The sequence below is a fragment of the Erythrobacter insulae genome, from assembly GCF_007004095.1.
GTDB classification, from domain to species: Bacteria; Pseudomonadota; Alphaproteobacteria; order Sphingomonadales; family Sphingomonadaceae; genus Erythrobacter; species Erythrobacter insulae.
The window spans coordinates 1,510,594-1,535,970 of record NZ_VHJK01000001.1 but is presented as its reverse complement, the minus strand read 5'-3'; the positions used below and the strand labels follow the sequence as shown (position 1 = coordinate 1,535,970).

Sequence of the window (25,377 nt, the reverse complement as noted above, 5' to 3'; positions counted from 1 at the left end):
ACCAATGCAGCGGGTCTGTTTAAGTTGCAAATTCTTGACTCTGCGGCAGCGCGCACTTAAGTGCGATGCTCTTTCAGAAAACCAGAAGTTATGAGGCCCGCAGATGGCACGCGTTACCGTTGAAGATTGCGTCGACAAGATTCCTAATCGTTTCGACCTTGTATTGCTTGCCGCACAGCGTGCGCGCGAGATCTCCGGCGGTGCCGAACTCACTCTTGAGCGTGACCGGGACAAGAACCCGGTTGTGGCTTTGCGCGAGATTGCCGAGCAGAACCTCAAACCGAAAGACCTCAAAGAAGCGCTCGTTACCAGCCTGCAGAAAATCCTGCCTGACGATGAAGATGATGCCGATGAAATCGGCTCGCTCAGCCAGTCGGCAGAAGCTCTGCGGATCACCGCGAGCGCGCCAACCCGTTCGACCTCGATCGGGGCCGATTACGAAGGGTAATCGCCGCAAGCACACGCGATACACCGGGCAGAAACCTGTCCCGTTTTGATAAGGGCCGCCAGTTTGGCGGCCTTTTTCTTTTGCGTTCTATATCCTGACGCCATTAACGGTAATCTGGCAGCGTCGCGGCGGCCCCTTCAAAAGAGAATGCGTTACAAACCATGGCTTCGATAGCGGTTTACAGTGTCAAAGGCGGAGTCGGGAAAACCACCTTCGCGACAAACCTCGCCTGGTGCGCAGCGACAATATCCCGCCGTCAAACCCTGCTGTGGGACCTGGACCCCGCCAATGGCTCGGGCTTTCTGCTGGGTATCAACCCCAAGAAAAAGCGCGCCGCCCAATCCATTTTCACAGCCGAGCGCAACGCGGCAAAGGTGATCCAGAAAACAGCCTATCCGAACCTCGATCTGCTTCCCGCCGATGAAAGCATCCGCACGCTTGACCGGCAATTTGATCGGATCGGCAAGAAAAAACGACTGGCCAAACTGACACAGGCGCTCAGCAAGGATTACGACCGGATTATCTTTGATTGTCCGCCCGTGCTTAATGAAATCAGCGCGCAAGTGATGCGCGCCGCCGATCTGGTTATTGTGCCGCTCCCCCCGTCGCCATTATCGGCGCGGGCATTTGATGCCGTGGTCGAGGAAGTGCGCGGCAGCGGCAAGGGGCATCCGCCAATCCTGCCGGTCCTGTCGATGCTGGATATGCGGCGGACACTGCATAAGGAAGCGCGCGCGGCCAATCCGAACTGGCCCGTCATCCCGCTGGCAAGCGCGATTGAACAATGCGCGGTAGAGCGCCAACCGGTCGGCGCGTTTGCCCCCCGATCCCCCGGAGCGCGGGCCTTTGCACAGATGTGGACCGCCATAGAACGCAAGCTGGCTTCCAAGACAAAGTAGTTCTCTCTACGGTAAGGTCCGCAATCATCGACGGGCCGGCGGAGAATTTATGAGCGATATCACCGAGGGTATGGGCGCGGCCATTGAAGGCGCGCTCACCAGCCGCGCAGTTGAACCTGAACATGGTGAAGGCACGGTCGCCGGTGCCCGCGCCAGTGCCCGCGACGGGACTCGTGAAAGTGCGTGCCTGAATTGCGGCGCCGATCTGGTTGGCAATTATTGTCAGAATTGCGGGCAAAAGGTCCACGTCCACCGCACTCTATCAGCGATCGGCCACGATCTGCTCCACGGTGTGCTGCATCTTGATGGCAAATTCTGGAGCACGCTGCCGCTGCTCGCGTTTAAACCGGGCAAGCTTACGCGCCGCTATATCGAAGGAGAACGCGCCAAATTCGTCAGCCCGATGGCGATGTTCCTGTTCAGTATTTTTGCAATGTTTGCAGTGTTCCAGATGGTGGGCATCACCGCCCCATCCGACATTGATTTAAGCGGCGCTGTCGAGAAAACAGCCAGCGAAGTCCGATCCGAAGCCGAAATTGGCCGGGCAGAGATTCAGGCTCAATTGGACGCGATGGATGCCGATGATCCTGAACGCGAAGAGCTTGCTGCGCAGCTTGCCGCACTCGAAGCGGGGTTGAACAGTCTGGGTAAGGCGAGTGATGCGAACGCCGATGAAAGCTTGAACATGGAGATCAATCCGACCGGTTTTGAAGCATTCGATAAAGGCGTCCTGCAAAAGTGGAACGATAATCCCGGGCTGATGCTGTATAAGATGCAGGCCAACGCTTATAAATTCAGCTGGCTCTTGATCCCGCTCTCGATCCCATTCGTATGGCTGTTATTTGCATGGAAGCGGCGTTTCAAAGCCTATGATCATGCGATCTTCGTCACCTATTCCCTCGCCTTCATGTCGCTGCTGTTCATCGCCCTTTCGTTGCTGGGCACGGCGGGTATGCCGCTGGATTGCGTGTTCGTCCTGTTCGCGGTGATCGCGCCGCTGCACATCTACAAACATCTGCGCTATGCTTATGATCTGAGACGCTTCTCAACCATCTGGCGATTTTTGCTGCTGATGTTTTCCGTGCTTTTCGTGCTGCTTTTCTTTCTTCAGGCGCTGCTGATACTCGGCGCATTCTGAAACCCGATACAAAACGGGCGCGCAGATCAAAAAATCTGCGCGCCCGTTTGCGTTAGGGTTTGATCTTTTAGCGGAAGCTTAAGCGCCTTGCGGGGCTTCTCCGCTGCTAGACCCGCCAAACCGTTTGCCCGCCTTGGGAATTGCGCTGCCATGGGTTGGCTGCACTTTCACGGGGCCTTTTGGCTCATCAGGACGATCAATCTTGCCGTTTTCGAGCAGCTGGTTGATTTCGTCACCGGTCAGCGTTTCGTATTCCAGCATGGCCTGAGCAAGCAGGTGGAGTTTATCCTCCTGCTCCGTCAGAATTTCGGTCGCGCGTTTTAGACCGCCTTCAACCAGCTCGCGGATTTCCGCATCGATCAGCTTGTTGGTTTCGGCACCGGCCATCGTGCGTGAAGTTTGCCCCATGCCGAGATAGCCTTCTTGCTGGTCTTCGTATTGCAGCGGGCCGAGCTTTTCAGACATGCCCCATTTGGTGACCATGTTGCGCGCAAGATCGGTCGCATACTGGATATCGCCCGATGCGCCCGACGATACCTTGTCGTGACCAAAGATAATGTCTTCGGCCACGCGTCCGCCCATCGCAACCGCCAGGTTGGCGTGCATTTTATCGCGGTGATACGAATAATTATCACGCTCCGGCAGACGCATGACCATGCCCAATGCCCGCCCGCGCGGAATGATCGTCGCCTTATGGATCGGATCGGATGCGGGCTCGTTTACACTGACAAGCGCGTGGCCTGCTTCGTGATAGGCGGTCATTTTCTTTTCATCGTCGGTCATGACCATGGAGCGGCGCTCCGCCCCCATCATGACTTTGTCCTTGGCGTCTTCGAATTCTTGCATCGCCACCAGACGTTTGTTCCGGCGCGCGGCAAGCAATGCGGCTTCGTTCACCAGGTTGGCGAGATCCGCACCGGAGAATCCGGGTGTGCCCCGTGCAATCGTGCGCGAGTTTACATCAGGAGCCAGCGGTACTTTTTTCATGTGGACGCCGAGAATCTTCTCGCGGCCATCAATATCGGGGATCGGCACCACGACCTGACGGTCAAACCGGCCTGGACGCAGCAGCGCAGGGTCAAGAACGTCTGGACGGTTGGTTGCCGCGACGATGATGATGCCTTCATTGGCTTCGAAACCATCCATCTCGACCAGCAGCTGGTTCAATGTCTGTTCGCGTTCGTCGTTGGAGTTGCCAAGGCCACCGCCACGCGAACGGCCCACCGCGTCGATTTCGTCAATAAAGACGATACACGGCGCGTTTTTCTTGGCCTGTTCAAACATATCGCGCACGCGGCTTGCGCCGACGCCCACGAACATTTCGACAAAGTCAGAGCCCGAAATCGTGAAAAACGGCACGCCAGCTTCGCCAGCGATTGCGCGGGCCAGCAACGTTTTACCGGTACCGGGCGAACCGACCAGCAATGCGCCCTTGGGGATTTGCCCGCCGAGTTTGGAGAAACGCTGCGGGTCTTTCAGAAATTCAACAACCTCTTCCAGTTCTTCACGCGCTTCGTCGATACCGGCCACATCGGCAAAGGTCACTTTGCCAGAACGCTCGGTCAGCATCTTTGCCTTGGACTTGCCAAAGCCCATTGCGCCGCCGCCGCCGCCCTTTTGCACCTGACGCAGGGCAAAGAACGCGATGCCTAGGATCAGCAGGAAGGGAAGCGAGTTCAGCAAGATATAAAGCAGCATGTTGGGCTGTTCGCGCGGCTTGCCGGTGAATTTGACATCGTTCTCCTGAAGAATCTTTGTGATTTCAGGATCATTGGGAACCGGCACCGTCTGGAACGTGCTGCCATTGTTATAGGCACCCGTGATGATATCTTCGCCCAGAGCAACCTCTGCGACTTCGCCTTGTTCAACCTGATTTCGGAATTCAGAATAATTGATCTGGGTTCCCGGTGTCTGACCGGCATTGTTGAACAGCGAAACCACCAACAACAGGGCGAGAAAAATACCGCCCCAGATCATCAATTGCTTCACCCAGGGATTTTGGCCTTCGGGTGGCTGCTGCTGTGGATCGTTCGAGTCGCTCATAAAGGGAGTCCTTTCATGCCGGACAATGTAGGAATGCGCGGGTGAATGACAAGATAATGTGCACTACGCCGTTCGATGCTAATTTTCGAACACTGTAGTGCGAATTTTCGATCAAGCGCGAGGCGCAGCGCCATGATCGGCCTCTGCGCCGTAGGTCTTGAGAAAAACGGCAACCGCGCCCTTGATCCGATGGCGGCTTGTTTCTTCCGAAACGTCGGCTCCGAAACGGCGCTCCAGATCACCCATGCCCTTGCACATTGAGACAAACTGTTCCGCAGCCAGATCCGGATCATCTACGATCAGCTCACCGATGGATGCGGCATGGGCCAGAAACGCGCTAAAGGCATTTTTCATACGCCACGGGCCAGCCTTTAGAAAGGCCTCGCCAATGGCAGGCTCGCGCTCTGTTTCTGCGGCGATGCGGCGTTCGAACTGGATCATTTCCGGTCGAGACAGGAATGCCGCCATTCCTTCGCCGATCGCCATCAAACGGTTGCGGATGGAGCCGCGCGGCATATCATCGAGAGAGAAATATCCGCGCATCTTCTCACACTCGAGCTCAACAGCAGCGGTAAACAGGGCGCGTTTATCGCCAAAGTGATTGTAGATCGTGACTTTGGAGACCCCTGCATCGGCAGCGATCTGTTCGATGGAGCTCGCGGCAAACCCGGCATCGAAGAAACTGCGCGCAGCCGCCGCGACGATGGCCTGTCGTTTGACAGGATCGGACGGACGCCCCTGCTTTTTTACAGACGCTTTGGAACGCTTTTCCGGAATGACAGTTGACAAAATGAACGGCTCCGTTCAATTAAACGCGACCGTTCAATAATTATACGATTGTCTCGGGTAATCAACCCTTACCCCAATTTAAGGTTCCGCCCCGATGCTCTGGATTGCCATCCGCATGCTCACCGGAGACGCCCAGAAGTTTTATGGGCTGTTGTTCGGAATTGCATTTTCGACATTGCTCATAACGCAGCAGCTCACCATTTTTGTGAACCTTGTCGAACGCGGCGCCAGCGGCGTCTATAATGCGCCCGAGGCCGAGGTATGGGTGATGGATCCGGTCAGCCGCACCACAGATGTGAACTACGCCATGCCCTCCACCGCGCTTGATGAAGTGCGCTCTGTCCCCGGTGTGGAGTGGGCCAGCCCGTTTCTGCGTGCCGTTGCATCGGTCCGCACCAGCACCGGCGATCTGGAAGGGGTTGCGATTATCGGCGTCGACGATGCGACTTTGATCGGTATGCCGCAAAACATGGTGGTGGGCACCAAAGATGTCCTCGCACAGCCCGATTCCGTAGTGATCGACGATGGCGGGGTCTTCAACCTGTTCGAAAACGGTGAAGACCCGATCGGAGCGCGGCTAGAGCTCAATGACCAGCGCGCTGTCATCCGCGGCGTAGCGGACGCGATCCCCAGCTTCACCAGTCAGGTGACGCTATATACAAAGTATTCGCAGGCGCTGAATTACGTGCCGGGCACGCGCAATCGGCTAACTTTCGTGCTGGCAGGCATCACCGAAGGCGAAACCGCAGCGGCCGTGGCCAACCGGATCGAAAAACAGACCGGCCTAAAAGCCGAGACACGCGAGGAATTTGCCGAAGCAGGCGTCAATTTCATCATCCAGAACACCGGCATCCCGACCAATTTCGGCATCACTGTCGTTTTGGGATTTGTAGTCGGCGTGGCGATTGTCGGCCTGACCTTCAGCCTTTTTATCCGCGACAACATCAAACAATTCGGCGCGCTGAAAGCCATCGGAGTCACCAATTCCAAAATCGTCGGCATGGTCAGCGCACAGGCCGCTCTGGTCGGATTGATTGGATATGCGCTGGGTGTGATCGGAACCGTGACCTTTATCTGGGCATTCAGCGGCAACCCGTTTTTCAAAGGGTTTTATATCCCATGGCAGATCCCTCTGATCAGCCTGGCTGCCGTGATCATCATCCTCGCCATGACCGGTTGGATCGCACTTCGCAGCGTCCTTAAAACAGAGCCGGCGGCGGTGTTCCGGTGAACGCGGAAAGCGCGATCAGCGCACGCGGGATCGTCCGCGATTTTCAGGCCGGCCAATCGACCATTCGGGTGCTGCACGGCATCGACACCGATATCAAAGCGGGCGAGATGACCTATGTCGTCGGCGAAAGCGGTTCAGGCAAAACGACTCTGATTTCGATCATGTGCGGCATCCTGTGGCCGACCGAAGGCGACGTTCAAGTTTTCGGCACTGACATCTACAATCTGTCGGATAGCGAGCTGGTGAAATTCCGCCTCAACAATATCGGCTTTATCTTTCAGCAATACAATCTGATCCCTTCGATTGACGCCGCTGCAAATGCCGCCGTCCCCCTGATCGCCCAAGGCATGGCAATAGGTCCTGCCCGCGAAAAAGCGAAAGAGCTGCTCGAGAAACTGAATATCGGTGATCAGGCGAACAAGCTGCCCAACCAGCTATCTGGCGGGCAACAGCAGCGCGTGGCGATTGCCCGTGCGCTGGTTCACCAACCGCGGCTTGTGGTGTGCGATGAACCCACCGCCGCGCTGGATGCGAGCTCTGGCCGCCGCGTGATGGATTTGCTGCGCGATGTCGCCGTCGCGCCTGACCGTGCCTGCATCATCGTCACCCACGACAACCGTATTTTCGATCTCGCCGACCGCATCCTTGTGCTTGAGGATGGCCGTGTCACCCATGACGGCACTGATATGCCGGACGACCATTAATTGCCCCCGAACTTAGACTGGAACCCGAGGAAACCATGGCCCTGCTTCCCCAAAATGTGAGCTTTTCACGGCAGATTTTGCCGGTTCTCGCGCTGATCGGTTTAGTGATCGCGGCGTTTTATATCTTTGGCTCGCTGCCCGATCGATCCACCAGCGAACCTGAGCAGCAGCCCCCCAAGGCAACCGGTGAGCTGGCCGAAAACCCCCGTGTCGCCGGCACCGGTCTGGTAGAGCCATCGAGCGAAATTATCGACATTGGCTCTGCCCTCTCGGGCCTTGTCACTGATTTGCGTGTTCAGCCGGGTGACCGGGTTGAGAAAGGGCAGCCGCTGTTCCTCGTCGATAGCAGAGCCGCCCGCGCCCGCCTGTCCGAAGCCAACGCAGCCATCGCCGAAGCGCGCGCGGCCATCACCGAAGCCCGAACCGCACAAACCACTGCGAGCCAGCAGCTTGCCCTGTTTCAATCCATCGATGATCCAGCCGCTGTCAGCCGTTCCGAAGTCATCCGCGCCGAGGGTGAGGCGAATGCGGCCAAAAGCCGGCTTAGCGTCGCGCGCGCGCGGCTCGCGGCTGCACAAGCGTCCGCATCCAGCGCCCGTACCGAAATTGAACGGTTGACCGTGCGCGCACCGATCAGCGGCGAAATCCTCGCCGTGAACATCCGGCCCGGCGAATTCGTTGCGACGCAGGGCGGCGGCAATGCCGCTCCTTTTATCCAGATGGGGGAAACCAATCCCCTGCATGTGCGGGTCGATATTGACGAAAACGAAGCCGTACGGGTCCAGATGGGCGCCGATGCCGCAGTTTCGCCGCGCGGCGCAGCACAAGTTCAGGTGAAAGCCAGATTTGTCCGCGCCGAGCCGCAAGTTGTGCCCAAACGCCAGCTGACAAACAGCGCCGCCGAACGCGTCGATGTCCGGGTGCTTCAGGTGATCTATGCCCTACCCGAAAGCGACGCATTCCGCGTTGGTCAACAGGTTGATGCCTTTATCCCGGCGGTTGGCAATGACCCTGCACCAGCGGCGCAATCCGCCAATTCAGACGGTCAGGAGTAGGCACAGATGCGCCAGCTGCTTGCTTTATCGATAGCCGTGACATTGGGGGCCTGCGTCGCCGGACCGCCGCCTGAAATCGCAACCCCCGCGCCCGAACTGCCGCAGGATTTCACCTATAAGGGCGATGCGGCGACCAGTGCCCGCATCGCAGCATTGCTGCCGGTTGCAGACCCCGCCTATCAATCCCTTTCAAGCGCCGCGCTGGCCAATGGCCCCAGCCTCGCCGAAGCGCTTGCCCGCGTAGAGGCGGCGCGTGCAGGCGCACGCCGTTCAGGCGCACAGCGATTGCCCAATGTCGGTGTTGATGGTGCGGTCACCGGGACGCGCATCAACCCGAACCAGTTCGGCGATGCCGCCGGAGCCGCAGGGTTTATCGAAACAGAGCAAGTGTCATACGGCGCAAACCTGATCGCCAGTTGGGATGCCGATCTGTTTGGCCGGTTAAAGGCACAGGAACGCGCCGCCATTGCCCGCATCGACAGCGCAAGCGCATCGGCCAGTGCAGTGCGCATTGCCTTGCTGGCAGAGATAGCGGGCAGCGTGACCGATTGGCGCGTGATCGAGGCCCGCGGGGCGGCCATCCAGAGCGACGTCGATGCGGCAAGTCAGCTGGCCTCGCTTGCCAAAAAACGCGCAGATTCGGGCATCGCTCCGGGCTTTGACCGCGTTCGCGCAGAGGCCGCCGCCAGCGCATCCCGATCGCGTCTTGCCGCCTTGCAAAGCGAGCGCGTGCGGATTGTCGGGCGTTTGATCACATTGACCGGTCAAAGCGCGGCAGAAGTTACCGCCGCGCTTGGCGCAGCAGCGCCGCAGCTATCCGCCGCCCCTGCACCTGCAACGCTGCCATCCGATTTGCTGACCAATCGCCCCGATGTGCTGGCCGCTGCCAGTGAGCTCGCGGCGACCGATGCCGAGCTTGCCGCCGCGGCCCGCTCGCGTTTCCCCAGCCTGACGCTATCGGGTGTCCTTGGCTTGCTCGCTTTCAATCCCGGCGATTTCTTTAACGAGGATTCAATTGTCGGCACGTTGGCAGCAGGTGTGGCCGGACCGCTGATCGACTTTGGCCGGATAGAGGCAGAAATTGATGGCGCCGCCGCCAATAAAAAGACCGCTTTTGCCGCGTATCGAGGCGCTGTCTTTCAGGCTTTGGGCGATACAGAGGCAGCATACGGATTGATCGGGGCGAGCGATGCCGAAGCAGCCCTTGCCGAAAAAGAGCAAAGCGAATTGCAGCGTGCGGCGAGATTGGCCGACACACGCTACCGCGCGGGCCTTTCCAATTTTCTCGAAGTGCTCGAAGCCCGCCGCGCAGCCGATGCCAGCGGAGAACGCACAGCGGCCGCTTTGGGACGGGCACAGCGCGCGCGCATCCTGCTATGGCAAGCGCTCGGCGGGGATAATCCCGCGAACTAACCAAGCAACCGTTCGAACACCCAGAAACTGCCGGTGATCCCGATGGCGTAAGTCGCCGCGCGGATCGCAGGAATTTCTGCGCCGGGCAGTCCCCGCTTCATGGCGGCAAGGACCGCCATAAGCGCAGCGATGACCAGCAATTGCCCCGCTTCGACCCCGACATTAAAAGCCACCAAAGCGCTGGCAATTTCGCCTTGGGGTAAGCCGATATCGGAAAGCGCACCGGCAAACCCAAACCCGTGCAGCAGACCAAATGCGAACGCGGCCACCCACGGCATCCGGCGTGTCCATGTTGGTTGGTCAGGTGCACGGATTGCGCGGATAACCTCAACCGCGAGAAACACGATCGAAAGCGCGATGAGCGCTTCGACCGGACGGCTCGGCAGACCCGCATAGCCAAGCGTAGTCGCGACCAGTGTGATGGAATGCGCTGCGGTAAATGCCGTCGCCGCTTTCACCACAGCCCAGCCCCGGCGCACCAACAGGACCAGCGCGATGACGAACAGCAGGTGATCCCACCCGAACAGGATATGTTCGGCCCCGATGACGAAATAATCGCGTGCCACAGCCCATCTGTCCGGCTTTGCGGCGATGGTTGCCGTGGGCGTTTGCGCCGTAAGCCGAAAAGTCTGGACGGGCTGTGCCAGCGGGGCGACGCGGGCAATCGCATCAGCACTGCCGATAAGCTCGCTCAGGCCAAACGTCGCCTTTCCCAGATCGCCGTTGCAATCGAGCTGCGCAGTCCCGAGCAATGCCAGAGGCGCGGCGCGCTGAACCGGTTCGACCTTGAATTCGCAGTTTTGCGGGATAACCGGCTGCGCCAATCGCGGCGCAGTGCCGCGCGCATTTGCCGCCACGGGTATTTTCCATTCCAGCGCCCATTGCCCCGGCTCTCGTTCGGTCAGTTCGACAATCGCCGGGCGCAGCTCATCCGCCAGCAGCGGCGCTGCAAGCGATGCGAGCACCGCCATCAGGATGACGCGCCATGCGTGTTTCACCGATCAATCTCGACCCGATAGGCCTCGCGCAGGACGCCGAATGCGCGCTGTTTGCGCTCGGCGATTTCGGCGCTGCGCCAGTCATTGGCGAGTTGCTGGCGGAGCGCGTCAAAGCCCGCACCGCCAGAAACGCGCGCGCGGATCCGAACCAAGTGCCAACCAAAACCGGAGCGCAATGGCCCTTGCCAGCGGGCACCTGTATCGAGCGCTGCGATACCGGTGCCAAATTCCTCGCCAAACCGGTCACGGATAACCCGCTGCGAGGCGGCTTCCATGCTGGCAGGCAAGCTGATGGGTTGGCCAATGCCTTGCCAGTCTTGCGTGTCATTGATCCGGTTTAAAGCCGCGCGCGCCGCGGCAGAACTGCGGAAATACACCTGATCAAAATCGGTATCGAGGGCGGTCTGATACCGCTCGCTGTTATCCTTAAGAAACGCGCGCAACGCCGCGTCATCCGGTTCCGCATTCTCTGCTGCGGCTGCGGCTGCCATATCCATCTTGGACACCAATCGCTGCCGCACGATTGTATCGCCCTGATCAAGCCCCAGCCGCAACGCTTCGCGGTACAGCACTTCATCGCGAATGAATTGGTCGATCTGCGCGTCAAGTTCGGCATCCGTTGGTGCGCGGCCCATCGTGCGTTCGAATTGCAATGACAATTGCGCCTGCGCTTCGCGGTCCACTTGGATCACGCGGGAAGACGGATCGACAGCGGTCCCGCCGGTCCACGCGAAGAACGCATAGACCAGCGCACCTGCGATCATGAAATGGACGAGAGGTTCACGGGTCCAGCGTGGAAGGGTCACAGGCGCTTTCCGTTGCTCGGGCTTCAGGCGCTCGGTTTGAGCCAGATCGGCGAAGTGTAAGCGCGTTCCTGCGCGACGCTGTCAGCCATGGCCTCTTCGCTGAGCGTCAAGCCAAAGCGCACTGCATCGAACAATGACCAGCGCGGCGTCGGAATTTCGAGCACACGGACATAATAAAACGCGCGCGCGCCCGGCGTATAATCGGGATCGGTCCAAACACTGCGCAGTTCCGCTGCCCCGATATCATTCGTGTAGGTCGCATTTGCCCGGTCAACGGTGTCTCCGACCGCCGGAACCTTTCCGCCGGAACGCGCGCGGCTATCCATATCGCTCCACACGACATCATAGACCTGTTCGCGCATGTCGCCCGCGCTATCGAGATAACCTTTCACGATCTGCACCCGGTCCAGATTGGCCCCATCGGGATCTTTAAGCGCGCTGATCATAAAGCGCGGCGCCTCACCGCCATCTGTAAGCTCACCGCCCATCGGTACGCCTTCGCTGTAGCCTTTACGCACCCAGTCGGCGTCCCAATCGGCATCTTCAAAGCCAAAGCCGCCAAACACCCGCACGCTCATGCGCGGGCCGGTGGTGGCATACACTTCGCGCCGCTGGAACGCGTCGAAGATTTCCGCGCGCGTATTGCCCCGCGCCCATGCCGCTGCGTATCCGCCAGCAAGGTAATTCCAGCCAAACCGGCCCTGCCGCGTGCCAAGGTTTTGCGCAGTAACAGCCCGGTCTGTGATGGCGGGCTCATTGCCGGTGTGCTTGCCCCAGAAATTGTCTTCATCGCCCGTGGCCAGCGCCGTGTGGCTGTCTGTCGATCCGACCATCCCGAAAGCGTAGGGGTTCACGCCCAGCTGTTCTTCGAGCGAAAGACCGCGTTTCAACGCCTCACGGACATAGCTGCCGCCGAGCATTTCATCAGTCCGCCGCGCAGTCAGCGGCAGATTGCCCAATTCCCAGCCCGCAACGCCAAATCCCGCCATCTCATCATTCGGCGAAAGGAACGGATGCGTCTCGCTGTCACCTTTGATCTGGGTCACTTCGACCACTGGCTCGGCCTGCGCGCGTTTGGCCGCATAGGCCGCCGTCATGGGCGAACCATCGGGCATCGTCATTTCAAACATCAGCCCGTTGGACAGGTTCGAATTGTGCGGAATGGCCAGAACCTTGCCACCGGTCGCCTCGGAATAAGCGGCCATGTAATCCCACAATTGTTCCGCTGTGGTGGTCTGTCCGCGAAACGGGATAACCTGGCTGGTTTGGGCGCTGCCATCCCGGAACATCACAACCCGGTGCAGGTTGTTGCCATCCGGCATCCGTGTCCATTCAAAACCGGCCAAAGCGGTGAATTCACCCGGCTTGTTATACCGGTCAAGGGTATTCAGATGCGTGGTCCAGATGTCCCGCGTATTCTCTGCATTGGCTTCAGGATCGGCGAATGCTTCGGGCAGCGTGCCATCCGCCGCAGCGGTGATCAGCTCGGCAATCGCCAGCTGAGATTGCTCCGGGCTTTCATGCATCATGTCATGCCAGCGCAGCAGCGTTTCATCCTGAATCAAAAAGCGCGGCGCATCATACAGCCGCCGCGTCGCGCCAAGGCCATCGGAGTGGTCCGCGATCACCAGAAAATCGAGCGGGCGGGCCAGTTTCGCCTCTGCCCCCGTGGTCGAGGTGACAGCATCACCGCGAGCAAACTTCAAAGCCTCTTCCGGGCCAAGCCGCACTCCGAAACCGAACGCATCAACCGAATTGTCAGTGTGAAGATGCGTGTCGCCCCAATAGGGACGGTCAGGAAATTCGGCGAGCTCGATGGTGCCTGTCCCATCGCCGCTCTGCGCTTCGTCAACCGCGACCAAGCTATCGCACGCTGTCACTGCCAATGCCGAAATGCCTGCAAGTGCAAGCCTGGTCCAACCACGCATTATGCGCCTCTCCCCTTTTCTCTCTGTCGCGGAGTGTGCGCCTTAAACTTACCGTTCGTCAAGCAGAACGGCGCAGCAGAGCCGACCTTTCGCACCGGCAAACCACCTCATCGCGCTGATTAAGCAGTTCATGCGTAAAGGTAACGATGCCTGCTTCGGGCCGTGATTTGCTTGCCCGAAGCTCTTTCACTTCGCTTTGCGCACGCATCGTATCGCCGATAAAAACCGGTTTCGGCGTCACCACTTTATCAAATCCAAGATTGGCAATCAGAGTGCCCAGCGTCGTATCGCCAACTGACAATCCGACAAGCAGCGAGAATGTGAAAGTCGAATTCACCAGAATCTGGCCAAAGCCGCTTTCCTTGGCGGCTTCTATATCCAGATGCAGCGGCTGCGGATTGTGGGTCATGGTGGAAAACAGCAGATTGTCGGTTTCTGTCACTGTGCGCCGGATTTCGTGTTCGACCCGGTCGCCAACCTGCCATTCGTCAAAGAATTTGCCTGCCATGGTTTAGCCTTTCGTCCAGCCGGCGACCACATCGGCGCCGTTATCCGCGCTTGATCGCACTGCGCCGGGCGTCCGGCTGAAACGCGGTGCCGGCGCCGTATGCCACGCCCCATCATGTTCCACAAAAGCGCCGCGTGCTTTCATATGCGGATGCTCGCGCGCTTCATCCAATTGCATGACAGGCGCAAAACAGGCGTCTGTCCCCTCTAGCAATTCGCACCATTCATCGCGCGTTTTGGTTACGAACAAAGCCGCCATTTTCTGTGCATATTCATCCCAATTGGCCGGGTTCATCTGCCCTTCGGCAAGCTCTGCCGGAGCGCCCGATCTGGCGAGCAATTCGGCATAGAATTGCGGTTCGATCGCGCCCAGCGAGATTTCTTTGCCGTCTGCACATTTGAAACAGCGATAGAAATGCGATGCCCCGCCCAGCAAGCCTTTGCCGCGCTCTGTGGTGCGCACTGCAGATTTGGGCAATCCGAAAAAGAAACTCATCAGGCTGGTTGTGCCATCGACAATCGCGGCATCGACGACCTGGCCTTTGCCGGATCGTTCGCGTTCATACAGCGCGGCCATAATCCCGAATGCGCAATACATGGAACCGCCGCCAAAATCGCCGACCAGATTTTGCGGCGGAACCGCGGTTTCGCCTGCCTTGCCAATCGCATCGAGCGCACCGGTCAGCGCGATGTAATTGATATCGTGGCCCGCCGCCTGAGCCAGCGGCCCATCCTGACCCCAGCCGGTCATACGGGCATAGATAAGGCGCGGATTATCCGCCAGCAGCTCATCCGGGCCAAGCCCCAACCGCTCCATCACGCCGGGGCGCAATCCCTCGATCAGCACATCGGCCTTGCTTGCGGCTTCACGGCAAAACGCTTTGCCTTCTTCGCTTTTGAGATCCGCCGTTACGCGGTTGCGCGCACGTTCCACCACCGGATTCATCACGCCGCCACCGGGCCGATCAATCCGCACCACCTCCGCGCCCAGATCAGCCAGCAGCATGGCAACATGCGGCCCCGGACCAATCCCGGCAAATTCGATGACTTTAAGTCCGGTAAGCGGACCTGCGGGTGTGCTCATATCATGCTCTCCTCTTGGCTGGAGCTTCTGACGCGAGACGCGCGGGAGGGCAAGAGGCGCCCGGCGATCGTCAGTCTGATTTGTGCAAGGGTATGAATTGACAGCGGGGCAACCCGCGCAATACTGCCTGAAATCCCGCAATCTTGCGGTGCAAATGGCAGGTAAGCAAATCGTGGGCAAAGCCACAAAACGGGTCTTGGCAGCGGCATCTGGAGGCGGGCACTGGGAACAGCTCATGCTGCTGCGCGGGACTTTGGAAAAATACGATGTCCGCTTTGCCACGACCGATACCAGCCTGGCAGAACAGCATCAGGTGAAGAACGCATCGATATTGCCCGATTGCAATCAGGACACACCTTTTCGCGCTGCGCTGTGCGCTATGGCCGCGCTATGGACCGTAGCACGGCTGCGTCCGGATGTGGTTATCTCCACCGGGGCAGCGCCCGGTTTCTTCTGCATTGTTGCAGGCCGTCTGATTGGCGCCAAAACGCTATGGATCGATAGTGTCGCCAATGGGGAGGAATTGTCGATGTGCGGCAGGCTGTCCAAAACATTCGCGCATGAATGCCTGACCCAGTGGGAAAGCCTTTGCGGCGATCCGCAGCCCTCGTATCGGGGGGCGGTGCTGTGATCCTTGTCACGGTCGGTATGCAGCTGGGTTTTGACCGGCTCATCCGGGCTATGGATGCGCTTGCACCGACGCTCGGGATGCGGGTGGTCGCGCAGATCGGTGCGGGCACCTACAAACCCGAAAACATGGAAGCGCATAACAGGATTGCCGCCGCCGATTTCGAAGAACTCGTCCGGCAATCGCAGCTGATCATAAGCCATGCCGGGATCGGCGCAGTGCTGACCGCGCAAAGGTTCGGGAAACCGGTTGTCCTTGTGCCTCGCCGCGCCGACCTGGGTGAGCATCGCAACGATCATCAGATTGCGACAGTATCCAAACTGGCGAATAGAGCCGGGGTGCTTGTGGCGATGGATGAAACACAATTGGCCAGCCGGATTGACGATGGTTTGGCGATGAAATCATTTCCGGTGACGCCTTCCGAAAGCGCGCGACAATTGCACGCTGCTGTGACGAAATTCATTGAAACCGGGCAGTTATAGGGCGCTTTGTTCCTTTAGGTGCTTTTCAGCCCCTTTTGTAAAAAGAGTAAAAATCGCATCAAGGATAACGCGATTTTAAGGGCTTTGGTCGCATGAAACCCGCGTAAATTCGGGAATTGTAAGACCATGAACGCACCTTTTGATACCTCCACAGCGATTGGCGCTGATGCCACGAGCCAACCGTCACCCGATCACCAGATCGCCGTGATAGGGCTGGGCTATATCGGCCTTCCGACTGCCGCCGTTCTCGCCAGCTATGGCTGGAACGTATGCGGCGTCGATGTGTCTGAAAAGGTTGTTGAAACTGTCAATGCGGGCGGCGTTCACATCGAAGAGCGCGACCTCGATCAACTGGTCCGCAGCGCGACCGAAACGGGGCGTCTGACCGCTTCGACCACGGTCCCGACCGCGCACTATTACATGATAGCTGTCCCGACACCGCTAAGCGATAACAACACCCCCGATATCGGCTATGTCGAAGCCGCCGCGCGCGCGATCGCGCCGCAGATTTTGCCGGGCGCATGCATCATTATCGAAAGCACTTCTCCCGTCGGCACAACAGAAAAAGTCGCTGATATCATTGCCGGAATGCGGCCAGATATCAAAGTCCCCGCGTTCGGCGATGCCTCGGGCGGCGACATTGCTCTGGCCTATTGCCCGGAGCGCGTTCTGCCGGGTAAGATTGTCCATGAACTCGTCGCCAATGACCGGGTAATTGGCGGCATGACACCGGCCTGCGCCGAGCGTGCAGTTGGTCTTTACAAGAGCTTCGTCGAAGGCGACTGCCTGATGACAAACTCTCGCATTGCGGAGACCGTAAAGCTGGTCGAAAACAGCTTTCGTGATGTGAACATCGCTTTCGCCAACGAACTGTCGATGATCGCCGACGAAATTGGTGTTGATGTGTGGGACGTGATCCGGCTCGCCAATCGCCACCCTCGTGTGAACATCCTGCAACCGGGCCCCGGCGTCGGCGGCCATTGCATCGCCGTTGACCCGTGGTTTCTCGTGGCGGGCGCGCCCAAGACAGCAAAGCTTGTGCGCACCGCTCGCGAAGTCAACGATCACAAGGCACAGCATACAGAACAGCGCATCCGCGGTCTCTTAAGCGTAACCGCCGACTCAAAAATCGCGGTTCTGGGCCTCGCGTTTAAACCGGATATCGATGATTTCCGGGAGAGCCCGGCGCTGGAAATAGCGGAGAATCTCGCGAAAGATTGCGGCGATAGGATGCTGGTGGTTGAACCTTTTACCGATACCTTGCCGCATGGGTTCTCCGGCACGGGCGCAAAGCTCACGACGCTTGACGAAGCGCTCTTGGCAGCCGAGATTGTTGTGGTTCTGGTGGATCACACCGCCTTCAAACATCTCACCCCGTCCGATCTCGCCAACAAGATCACTCTCGATACGCGCGGAATGCTTAACCGATGACCAAAACTGGATCGCGGCCACGTATCTTGGTCACGTTCGGGACCCGTCCCGAAGCAATCAAGATGTTTCCCGTGGTTCAGGCCCTGCGCAAGACCGACCGGTTTGATGTTCGGGTCGCTGTTACCGCGCAGCATCGCGAAATGCTGGATCAGGTCATGGATATCGCGGGCATCACACCGGATATCGACCTCGATCTGATGCAGCCTGGGCAGAGCCTGGATGCTCTTTCAGCGCGTATAATCACGCGCTTTGGTGAAACGCTGGATGCAGAGCAGCCGGATCGGGTGCTTGTCCATGGCGATACGCTGACCACGATGATGGCGACGCTGGCCTGTTATTTCCGGCGCATCCCGGTCGGGCACGTCGAAGCCGGCCTGCGCAGCGGGGATATCTATTCGCCCTGGCCAGAAGAAGTGAACCGCAAAGTCACAGGCGCAGTGGCCGATCTGCACTTTGCCCCAACCGCAAATGCCGCTGCCGCTCTGCGCGCAGAAAACATCACCGAAAGCGCTATCCATGTCACCGGCAATACGGTGATTGATGCACTGCTTACCGCTCGTTCGAAAGTCGCCGCCGATCCTTCATTGGTGCCTGCCTTGGCGCCTTTGAAAGAGCGTTTTGCCGGAAAACGGATCATCGCGGTGACCGCGCATCGCCGCGAAAATTTCGGCGAAGGCATGCGCCAGATCGCTGCCGCGCTCAAACAGCTGGCCCAGCGCGGCGATATCGCCATTATCTATCCGATGCACCCCAATCCCAACGTGCTCGAAGTGATGCAGCCAGCTTTATCGGGTATCGCAAATATCGCTTTGATCGAACCGCTCGATTACCTCGGTTTTGTCGCGATGATGGAAGCATCGGATATTGTGCTGACCGATAGCGGCGGCATTCAGGAAGAGGCTCCAAGCCTGGGCAAGCCGGTGTTGGTGATGCGTGATACAACCGAACGTCCCGAAGGGGTTTCAGCGGGCACTGCCCTGCTAACCGGCGCGAACGAGGTATCAATTATTCGCGAGGTCACCCGGTTGCTCGATAGTGCAGACGCATATGAAGCTATGGCCAAAGCACACAATCCATATGGTGATGGCACCGCGAGCGAACAGATCGCGCAGATTATCGGCAAAGCACACTAAAAACGCCTGCTCACCCACCAGACGTAGGAGATTGACGCTCCTGAAACAGCAAAACTGAACCCCAGATCGGCGATCCAGTTCAACTTGAGCGGGCCAAACAAAAACCAGTCAATCTGGCTAAGCGATATCAATCGCATCATGACCAGCATGATCAGACCCGCCCCTGCTGCATTTGCAAGAGCGACAGCAACGTTCCGCTTTCCGTGAAGATAGCGGCCACGGCGAACGAACCACCAGGCACATAATGCCGCAATGACGCCTGCCAATGCCACGGCAATCGCGCCTTGGAAAACGCGCCTCGTGTTATAATTGCCCTGCGCACGAAGCATTTCCCGCAATTCGTCACGCATCACGTCTTCGACCTGATAAATCCGCGCTGCCGCCATCGCAGCGAACACCGCCGCAAGCCATACCCAGCTCAGGATATGCCATTGTTTTTGATGTGTCTTCGCAGCTGCCACCGCCGCAAGAAGCGTTGTCAGAAACACAATCCCGTAAATCGCACTGGCAATCAGGCTAAGATTGGACGCGCCAGTCATCATCGGGCCTTCATTCTCCTCAAATTAGCACGCCTCTGTCCAAATATCGGATTAGTCGCTGGCTTCAAGCGTGCAACTTTTGCGTATCTACACCTTGCAATGGATCATCGCCGGCCAACAAAGCCAAAGGTTTGGCAATCGTAAAAACTTGCCCGATTGGACTTTTGGCCGCGCGGCGCGTGTTGCGCTGCGGTGCAGTAAAGTCTAACCTCCTATGCATCGGGATGGAGTTTGGCGTGACGTTTGAAATTTCACAAGGTCGCGTTTTAGCGTGCATTGCTCTTTTTGCCGCCACCGGTTTGGTTGGCTGCGCCTCCTCGCCAGAGCCGGTGATTGGCGCATCTGTTATCGAACCGCGCACCGATCTGGGTCAGACAGGCTATTCTTTTGCGCGCTCGACGCTGTACCAATTGCGCCCCTCGGATAAAATTTCAGTCACTGTCTTTCGTGAGCCTGATTTTTCAATGGAATCGGTGCAAATCGGGGTCGAAGGCCATGTTTCGCTTCCGTTTTTGGGGTCCATTCCCGCTGCTGGCATGAGTGCCGAGCAATTCGAGCGCGACGTGACACAGCGCCTATCGGCGGCGGGCGTCAAAAGCCCCATGGTTAGCGTCAACATATCCGAATATGCGTCGCATCTGGTGACAGTCGAAGGCTCGGTGGAGAAACCCGGCGTTTATCCATTCCAGCCGGGCGCTCGCCTGTCGTCTGCACTTGCGATGGCATCAGGGCCAAGCCGAACAGCAGACACGCAACAGGTTGCGGTTTTCCGCGAACATTCGACCGGCATAATGGTCGCCAAATTCGATTACCAACAAATGGCGCGCGGTACGATGCTGGACCCAATCCTTGAACCCGGCGACCGCATTGTGATGGGCACAGATGGCCTGTCCGTATTTTGGCAAGATTTCCTGCGCGCAATTCCTGCGTTCGGCATTTTTAGTCCAGCTGTTCTGTAGGCTCAGATGAACGATCCTCAAATTTTTCAAGCTCCCGAACCGCGCGGATCAAGATCGTGGATCGACAGCTATCTGCCGCAAAATCAAATGGTGCATCATCAACCGCGCCAAAAACTGATTGATATGGCGGCCGTTCGCGGTGTCATCTTCAGGCAACGCTGGCTGATCGCAGGGATTATCATCGCTGCGGTAGTCACCGGGCTGATCGTAACATTGCTTGCCACGCCGATGTACGAGGCCCGATCGACGGTTCGGGTGGAGCCTTACGCATCGTATATCGTGGAAGGTCAAAATGTTGATCAGGGCATCGCACCGAGCCAGGTTTTTCAACAGCTGAATACCTATGTCGGTATCATCACCAGCCGCAACCTTGCCAATGTCGTGGCCGAGCAGAAAAACCTGGGTGAGCGAACAGATTTTCTCGGCCCGAACATCGACGAATCTCGGCCCGAGAATATGTCTGATGCACAATGGCTTGATGCCAAACAGAAGATGGCAGCGGCCAAACTTCACCGCTCGGTCAGCTCGGAATTTCCGACCAACAACTGGATCATTACGATAGTGTATCGTTCCGAAGATCCGCAAATCGCAGCGGAGATGGCGAATGCTTATTCCGATGCGTTTGTTGCGTCCGACACCAAAGATACCATTGCCGAAAATGAATATGCCAAGGAATATCTGAGAGAGCAGATTCAGCTAGTTCGGGGCCGGCTTGAAGAAGCAGAGCAGGCAGCCAATGGCTATGCGCGGCGCAGCGGGATCATTGTCCAGACCGGTCAGGATGAATTCGGCGCGAGCGGACAGACGCTTACGTCGAGCAATCTTGCGAGTATCAACACGCGTGTGGCAGCTGCAACTGCTGACCGTATTGCAGCCGAACAAAGATGGCGATCTGTTCAAAGCGTACCGGCATCGCAATTGCCCGAAGTTCAGAGCAATCAGGCCCTGCAAACCTTGATAAGTGATCGGACGCTTAAAGAGACTGAATTGACCGACTTGCGGCAACGTTACAACGACGAATTCCCCCAGATCGGGAATGTACGGGCGCAGATCGAAACACTTAACCGCCAAATCAACCGCAGCAGCTCGGATATCAAAGCGAGTGTCCGCAACGAATATATTGTCGCCCGGAACAGAGAGAACGCTTTGCGTCAGGAGCTGAGCGATCTGACAGGGGCAACTTTGGCCGAGCAGGACCGGCAGGTTGAATACAGCGTTCTCGAACGAGAAGCCGGTGCCTTACGCTTGCAATTGCAGGCTCTGCTTGCACGGTTCAACCAGGTTAGCACGGCGACTGACATTCAATCAGGGACGATCAATCCGCTGGACACTGCGATAGCTCCCGGCTCACCTTATTCGCCTAACCTGCTGCGCAACATGCTGATGTCGATTGTCTTCGGAATTGCATTTGCCGGTGCCTTGGCGGTGCTTCGCGAGTTGCTGGATGACCGGGTTCGCTCGCTTGATGATGTGGAAGAACGATTGGGTCTCCCGCTGCTTGGCCACACGCCTTTTGTTGAGGATGAAGACATTGGGACAGAAGGGCGCAATCGCTTTGGCTCTCTGATGGAATCCTATGCATCGATCCGGTCGACAATTGATTTCGCCCTGCCCCGTGATCGGAATGTCATTCAACTTACCAGCAGCGAAGCATCCGAAGGCAAATCGACCACAGCCATTATCCTTGCTGAATTGTTTGCAAGCCTGGGGCGCAAAACCTTGCTGATTGATGCCGATATGCGGCGCCCGTCTCTCGCGGGCCTGATTGACGTAAAGGACCCCGAATACGGATTTGTCGAGGTGTTGCTCGGTCATACAGACCTGGAATCTGCCGTAATCAAAGGCGTGCACGAAAACCTAGAGATCCTGCCGATCCGCGAGCTGCCCACCAACCCGTCTGAAATTCTCTCTTCAAAGCAATTGCGCGATTTCATCGACAAATACCGCGAAGAATACTCCCTGATCATCTTTGACGCGCCGCCTGTCCTGGGTCTGGCCGATGCACCGGCGCTCGCTGGCATGGTCGATGGGTCGATCTTCGTCCTCGAAGCAAACCGTGTGCGCTTCAGTCAGGCAAAAGTTGCCATCCGCCGCCTGCAAAGCGCAGGTGGCAACGTGTTTGGTACGGTGCTTACAAAGTACCGGGCTCTGGAGGCTGGCCAGTCGTACAACTACAATTACGATTATTACCAATACGGCAAAAGCAAATAGAACCACCAATGGTTCGGCAAGGTGCGATCCCTTTTACCTTAGCTGCGGCATTGTCGATCTTTCGCCCAGACTGGTCGCTAAGGCTGTCGATCCCGGTTAAGGTTTGTGTGTGACCACAGCGAAAGCCTTTTCTGTAATAATCCCTGCGCACAATGAAGAGGCGGTGATCGGGCGCTGCCTGACATTTCTACTCGCCGATGCGCCGGCGGAGCACGCTATGGACATTGTGGTCGTTGCCAATGGCTGTAACGACCGAACGGCTGAATTTGCCGAGCGGTTTGATGCTGTAGCAAAAGTCCTGACCTTATCCGAAGGGTCGAAGACCGCAGCGATTAACGCCGGATGCGCAGCGGCACGGCATTGTCCTCGCATCGTTCTGGATGCCGATGTGCTGTGCTCATACCTTACAGCCGCCGCCCTGGCAGATGCGCTGCATGAGCCGGGAGTCATGACAGCATCACCGGCCATCTCGCTGAACCTCCAAGGCGCAACCCGAATGATGCAGGCCTATTACAGGGTGTGGCTGCGCCAGCCTTACGCAATAGCAGGCAAAGGCGGCGCCGGATGTTATGGCTTATCCCGCGCGGCGATAGAAACGATCGGAGAATTTCCCGCCATCATCGCGGATGATATATGGATCCACACGCGTTTCCCCGACGCGCAAAAACGGTATCTACGGCACAACGCAGCGGGTGAGCCTGTTTGCACTGTCGTCTTTCCCCCCCGAACCGCATGGGAACAAATCAAAGTCGAGGCGCGGCGGCGTCTGGGGAATGCCGAAGTCTTACGTGACCATCCCAGCCCTTACAATTTGCACTCTGGCGGCTCGGCCGGATTGGGTCATGCGCTTACAAATGGTGCCTCTGCTTTCGATCTGATTGCGTTTTTCGGCATCAAATTCGCTGCGCGCCTGCGGGCCCTATGGCAAAGGTTGCAAGGCCGGACCACGCAATGGACCCGCGATCAGAGTTCGAGAAAGAGATGAATAGCAGCGTTTTGGAACCGTGCATCAGCATCCTGATCGTGGGCTACAATTCAAATGCGTTCATTGGCGATTGTCTGGACTCTATCGCGCACGCCTGCGCCGATATCAGCCATGAAATTCTGCTGATCGACAATGGTGATGGTTCAACCGAAGAATTGGTCCGCGAAAAGTTTCCCGACGTTTCGATTGTTCAAAGCCGCGGCAATATTGGTTTTGGCCCCGCTAACAATCTGCTGGCAAGCAAAGCGAGGGGCGCCAAATACCTTTTGGTCAATCCTGACATGGTTTTACCCTCGGGCTCGATCGAAGCCTTGCTACAAGGCAGCCGGGATCACCCCGATGCTGCGGCATGGGGCGGCGTAACCACCAATGCACAGGGACAGCCCGATTCCGGCAACGCTATTGCAATGCCATCAATCCTCGAATTTTTCAGCGTTGCACTTGGCCGATCACTGGTTGGCATCCGGCCAATCAAAGGCGCGCAAAGCGATGCACCCGTATCAATCTTGAGCGGTGCCTACGTCATGTTCGACAAGGCTGCATGGGACGTGGCCGGCGGCTTTGACGAGCGTTATTTTCTCTATTGCGAAGAGGTCGATCTGTTTTTCAGGCTGGCCCAGCGTGGCTATACATTCTGGCGCATCGCATCGGCACGCGGGCATCACAAGGCGGGCCATGGAGATGATGTCGGAGCGATGCGCTTGCTTTATAGAGCAGCCGGAACGATGGAGTTTACACGGACACACTGGTCCAGGCCCGGTTGGTATTTGGCGGCATTCCTCACCTGGATTGCAGCGATAGAACGGTATTTAGCCGGTCGCCTATTCGGCGGCTTTAGTCCGCGACTCAAAGCGATGAGCGACGGATATCGGCTTGTTGCCTTAAAGCCGGACCTTTGGCGTTACGGGTATGATCAGGAGCGGGGATTGCTCTCAAAAATTGGCAGCATATCAAAGGACGATCTGTGACCGGGAACGCAGATATTGAAGGTCACCCCACCAAAGCGCTCGCGATCAAGGCAAAGGGCGGTTTGGGCAATCGGATGCTGTCAGCGATAACCGGTCTTGTCTTGGCGAGGTTGAACAATCGCACAGCCTACATCGATTGGCGCGACGGTATGTACGTGCCCGCTGGCGAAAATCTGTATCCGATGTTGTTTGATGCAGATTGGATGGGTGATGTTGGCCAGCTTGACGATTGCACAGACGTGTGGCCGGCCGTCTGGTCTGGCAGAATGGCGTTGCATCCGACCGATGTGATCCACCGCGAATACCCGGCCCATCACAAAAACCCATTCATCTACAGGAAGTTGTCGATTGATCTTTTGCGCCCCGATCCGCCGCAGGATGTCGCCGTGTTCTGGTCATATCTGCCCAAATTGGAGCGCATCAGACGAAGGATCGCAACGCACCCAGACTTCGCCGGTCGCTCGTCGGCCCAGATCACGCGCGAGATGCTGGACAGGTTTTTTGTTCCCCGACCGGAGATTACAGGCGCGGTTGACCAGTTATTCCTTAACCTCGATGGCCCCACGATTGGCGTCCACATCCGTTTCACTGATCGCAAAGTGCCGCTGCACAAAATCGTAAAGCGGATTGGCGCGTTGAAAGATGCTTTACCAGCCGCAAACATCTTTCTCGCCACAGATAGCAAAGAAGCGCAGGATACAATCCTGGACCGCTTTCCGCATACCCTTTCGATCCAGAAGACACTGGCCGATAATGACGCAGCACTTCATGTCGCATCCAACAAGTTCACCGATCCGCTCGGCGAGGCACGCAACGCGGTGATTGATATGATGGCTCTCGCCCGGTGCGACTGCCTTATTCATAGCAGCCATTCGACATTCTCTTGCACCGCCGCTCTCGCAGGGCGGATACCGCGATCACGGCAAATCGATGTTGACCGTTTCAACCCCAAGGTTGCGATCAAACACTTCCTTCAGGCCCGAACCTGAAGCTCGAAA

At 57.7% G+C, this 25,377-nt stretch carries 24 protein-coding genes; 16 read left to right on the top strand and 8 right to left on the bottom strand.

Going from position 1 to position 25,377, the window contains the following annotated elements; genetic code table 11:
• Nucleotides 1–103: 103 nt before the first annotated feature.
• The 3 genes from rpoZ (at nucleotide 104) to FGU71_RS07265 (ending at nucleotide 2,485) form a co-directional block, all read left to right on the top strand.
• Nucleotides 104–448 (top strand): DNA-directed RNA polymerase subunit omega, encoded by a 345-nt coding sequence (rpoZ, locus tag FGU71_RS07275; RefSeq protein WP_142787959.1) that lies wholly within the window; start codon nucleotides 104–106, stop codon nucleotides 446–448.
• Nucleotides 449–609: 161 nt separating this feature from the next.
• Nucleotides 610–1,347: a ParA family protein gene (locus FGU71_RS07270; RefSeq protein ID WP_142787958.1), complete on the top strand. Its 738-nt coding sequence runs from the start codon at nucleotides 610–612 to the stop codon at nucleotides 1,345–1,347.
• Nucleotides 1,348–1,396: 49 nt separating this feature from the next.
• Nucleotides 1,397–2,485 carry a DUF3667 domain-containing protein gene (locus FGU71_RS07265; protein WP_142787957.1) on the top strand — a complete coding sequence of 363 codons (1,089 nt, stop codon included), beginning with the start codon at nucleotides 1,397–1,399 and terminating at the stop codon, nucleotides 2,483–2,485.
• 78 nt (nucleotides 2,486–2,563) lie between these two features.
• Here FGU71_RS07265 and ftsH read toward each other — a convergent pair whose 3' ends face one another.
• Both ftsH and FGU71_RS07255 read right to left on the bottom strand, forming a co-directional pair.
• Nucleotides 2,564–4,528, bottom strand: coding sequence for an ATP-dependent zinc metalloprotease FtsH (gene ftsH, locus FGU71_RS07260; RefSeq protein WP_142787956.1), 1,965 nt, complete (start codon nucleotides 4,526–4,528; stop codon nucleotides 2,564–2,566).
• A 111-nt stretch (nucleotides 4,529–4,639) separates the two neighbouring features.
• On the bottom strand, nucleotides 4,640–5,317 hold the full coding sequence (locus tag FGU71_RS07255) for a TetR/AcrR family transcriptional regulator (protein ID WP_234035681.1): 678 nt from the start codon (nucleotides 5,315–5,317) through the stop codon (nucleotides 4,640–4,642).
• A 94-nt stretch (nucleotides 5,318–5,411) separates the two neighbouring features.
• On the opposite strand from FGU71_RS07255, the gene FGU71_RS07250 reads away from it, so the two are divergent.
• The 4 genes from FGU71_RS07250 to FGU71_RS07235 are packed head-to-tail and all read left to right on the top strand — an operon-like array spanning nucleotide 5,412 to nucleotide 9,720.
• On the top strand, nucleotides 5,412–6,548 hold the full coding sequence (locus FGU71_RS07250; RefSeq protein WP_142787954.1) for an ABC transporter permease: 1,137 nt from the start codon (nucleotides 5,412–5,414) through the stop codon (nucleotides 6,546–6,548).
• Nucleotides 6,545–7,252 carry an ABC transporter ATP-binding protein gene (locus tag FGU71_RS07245; protein WP_142787953.1) on the top strand — a complete coding sequence of 236 codons (708 nt, stop codon included), beginning with the start codon at nucleotides 6,545–6,547 and terminating at the stop codon, nucleotides 7,250–7,252. Before FGU71_RS07250 ends, FGU71_RS07245 begins: the two co-directional genes overlap by 4 nt.
• 35 nt (nucleotides 7,253–7,287) lie before the next feature.
• Complete coding sequence (locus FGU71_RS07240) at nucleotides 7,288–8,307, top strand: efflux RND transporter periplasmic adaptor subunit (protein ID WP_142787952.1); 1,020 nt, start codon at nucleotides 7,288–7,290, stop codon at nucleotides 8,305–8,307.
• Nucleotides 8,308–8,313: 6 nt separating this feature from the next.
• Complete coding sequence (locus FGU71_RS07235) at nucleotides 8,314–9,720, top strand: efflux transporter outer membrane subunit (RefSeq protein WP_185960231.1); 1,407 nt, start codon at nucleotides 8,314–8,316, stop codon at nucleotides 9,718–9,720.
• On the opposite strand, the gene FGU71_RS07230 is transcribed toward FGU71_RS07235, so the two are convergent.
• From FGU71_RS07230 to FGU71_RS07210, 5 genes are read right to left on the bottom strand one after another with little or no spacing between them, the layout of a single operon-like run.
• Nucleotides 9,717–10,718: a HupE/UreJ family protein gene (locus FGU71_RS07230; RefSeq protein ID WP_234035680.1), complete on the bottom strand. Its 1,002-nt coding sequence runs from the start codon at nucleotides 10,716–10,718 to the stop codon at nucleotides 9,717–9,719. The two genes, FGU71_RS07235 and FGU71_RS07230, sit on opposite strands and share 4 nt — an antisense overlap.
• The gene (locus FGU71_RS07225) at nucleotides 10,715–11,524 is read right to left on the bottom strand and encodes a peptidyl-prolyl cis-trans isomerase (protein WP_142787951.1); all 810 of its coding nucleotides are present in this window, start codon (nucleotides 11,522–11,524) and stop codon (nucleotides 10,715–10,717) included. The genes FGU71_RS07230 and FGU71_RS07225 overlap by 4 nt, the downstream gene beginning before the upstream one ends.
• 23 nt (nucleotides 11,525–11,547) lie before the next feature.
• A complete protein-coding gene (locus FGU71_RS07220; protein WP_142787950.1) occupies nucleotides 11,548–13,452 on the bottom strand; it encodes a DUF3604 domain-containing protein in 1,905 nt (634 codons plus the stop codon).
• Nucleotides 13,453–13,510: 58 nt separating this feature from the next.
• Nucleotides 13,511–13,960, bottom strand: coding sequence for a MaoC family dehydratase (locus tag FGU71_RS07215; RefSeq protein ID WP_142787949.1), 450 nt, complete (start codon nucleotides 13,958–13,960; stop codon nucleotides 13,511–13,513).
• A gap of 3 nt (nucleotides 13,961–13,963) precedes the next feature.
• Nucleotides 13,964–15,043 (bottom strand): CaiB/BaiF CoA transferase family protein, encoded by a 1,080-nt coding sequence (locus FGU71_RS07210; RefSeq protein ID WP_142787948.1) that lies wholly within the window; start codon nucleotides 15,041–15,043, stop codon nucleotides 13,964–13,966.
• Between the two features lie 154 nt (nucleotides 15,044–15,197).
• On the opposite strand from FGU71_RS07210, the gene FGU71_RS07205 reads away from it, so the two are divergent.
• From FGU71_RS07205 to wecB, 4 genes are all read left to right on the top strand, one after another.
• Nucleotides 15,198–15,674: a glycosyltransferase family protein gene (locus FGU71_RS07205; protein ID WP_142787947.1), complete on the top strand. Its 477-nt coding sequence runs from the start codon at nucleotides 15,198–15,200 to the stop codon at nucleotides 15,672–15,674.
• Nucleotides 15,671–16,153 (top strand): glycosyltransferase, encoded by a 483-nt coding sequence (locus tag FGU71_RS07200; RefSeq protein ID WP_142787946.1) that lies wholly within the window; start codon nucleotides 15,671–15,673, stop codon nucleotides 16,151–16,153. The genes FGU71_RS07205 and FGU71_RS07200 overlap by 4 nt, the downstream gene beginning before the upstream one ends.
• A 126-nt stretch (nucleotides 16,154–16,279) precedes the next feature.
• Nucleotides 16,280–17,584, top strand: coding sequence for a UDP-N-acetyl-D-mannosamine dehydrogenase (gene wecC, locus FGU71_RS07195; protein ID WP_142787945.1), 1,305 nt, complete (start codon nucleotides 16,280–16,282; stop codon nucleotides 17,582–17,584).
• Nucleotides 17,581–18,717, top strand: coding sequence for a non-hydrolyzing UDP-N-acetylglucosamine 2-epimerase (gene wecB, locus FGU71_RS07190; RefSeq protein WP_142787944.1), 1,137 nt, complete (start codon nucleotides 17,581–17,583; stop codon nucleotides 18,715–18,717). The genes wecC and wecB overlap by 4 nt, the downstream gene beginning before the upstream one ends.
• Here wecB and FGU71_RS07185 read toward each other — a convergent pair.
• Complete coding sequence (locus FGU71_RS07185) at nucleotides 18,714–19,259, bottom strand: hypothetical protein (protein ID WP_142787943.1); 546 nt, start codon at nucleotides 19,257–19,259, stop codon at nucleotides 18,714–18,716. The genes wecB and FGU71_RS07185 overlap by 4 nt on opposite strands.
• Nucleotides 19,260–19,492: 233 nt before the next feature.
• Between FGU71_RS07185 and FGU71_RS07180 the strand changes: the two genes are divergently transcribed.
• The 5 genes from FGU71_RS07180 to FGU71_RS07160 all read left to right on the top strand — a co-directional run bounded on the left by FGU71_RS07180 (nucleotide 19,493) and on the right by FGU71_RS07160 (nucleotide 25,368).
• Nucleotides 19,493–20,215: a polysaccharide biosynthesis/export family protein gene (locus FGU71_RS07180; RefSeq protein WP_234035679.1), complete on the top strand. Its 723-nt coding sequence runs from the start codon at nucleotides 19,493–19,495 to the stop codon at nucleotides 20,213–20,215.
• A 6-nt stretch (nucleotides 20,216–20,221) separates the two neighbouring features.
• Nucleotides 20,222–22,426 carry a GumC family protein gene (locus FGU71_RS07175; protein ID WP_142787942.1) on the top strand — a complete coding sequence of 735 codons (2,205 nt, stop codon included), beginning with the start codon at nucleotides 20,222–20,224 and terminating at the stop codon, nucleotides 22,424–22,426.
• Nucleotides 22,427–22,535: 109 nt separating this feature from the next.
• Nucleotides 22,536–23,411: a glycosyltransferase gene (locus tag FGU71_RS07170; protein ID WP_142787941.1), complete on the top strand. Its 876-nt coding sequence runs from the start codon at nucleotides 22,536–22,538 to the stop codon at nucleotides 23,409–23,411.
• Nucleotides 23,378–24,379 carry a glycosyltransferase family 2 protein gene (locus tag FGU71_RS07165; protein WP_234035678.1) on the top strand — a complete coding sequence of 334 codons (1,002 nt, stop codon included), beginning with the start codon at nucleotides 23,378–23,380 and terminating at the stop codon, nucleotides 24,377–24,379. The genes FGU71_RS07170 and FGU71_RS07165 overlap by 34 nt, the downstream gene beginning before the upstream one ends.
• Nucleotides 24,376–25,368 carry a nodulation protein NodZ gene (locus FGU71_RS07160; RefSeq protein ID WP_142787940.1) on the top strand — a complete coding sequence of 331 codons (993 nt, stop codon included), beginning with the start codon at nucleotides 24,376–24,378 and terminating at the stop codon, nucleotides 25,366–25,368. The genes FGU71_RS07165 and FGU71_RS07160 overlap by 4 nt, the downstream gene beginning before the upstream one ends.
• Nucleotides 25,369–25,377: the final 9 nt, after the last annotated feature.